Source organism: Bacillus sp. SIMBA_008, from assembly GCF_046535495.1.
Lineage (GTDB): Bacteria > Bacillota > Bacilli > Bacillales > Bacillaceae > Bacillus > Bacillus subtilis.
This window is the reverse complement of the sequence record NZ_JAWRWL010000346.1, coordinates 1-278: the sequence shown is the minus strand read 5'-3', so window position 1 is coordinate 278 and position 278 is coordinate 1. Positions and strand designations below refer to the sequence as shown.

General features: G+C 38.8%; 1 protein-coding gene. It reads left to right on the top strand.

All coding sequences use genetic code 11. From position 1 onward, the window contains the following. A partial coding sequence (locus tag SB658_RS23520; protein WP_410602707.1) for a YqkE family protein occupies positions 1-180 on the top strand: 180 nt, incomplete at its 5' end. Positions 181-278 lie beyond the last annotated feature (98 nt).

Sequence of the window (278 nt, the reverse complement as noted above, 5' to 3'; positions counted from 1 at the left end):
AACGAGGATCTCAAACAGCAGCTCCTTCAAATGAAGCAGAATCTGGCCGCCGAAACAGAAAAAAGAGAAGAACAAAAACGACAAGACCTCCTTCGGCAGCAGAAAGAAAAAGAAAAAAACAAAAGCTTCTCCGAGCTGCTAGATGAAAGTCATTTGGACTGGAGAAAATATAAAAGCTAAAAAAGGGAGCATTGATGCTTCTTTTTTGATGTCATCATTGAAATTGATCAACACACAAGAGTTTCTGACTCCTGTAATTCTTACTTCATTTCAACCCC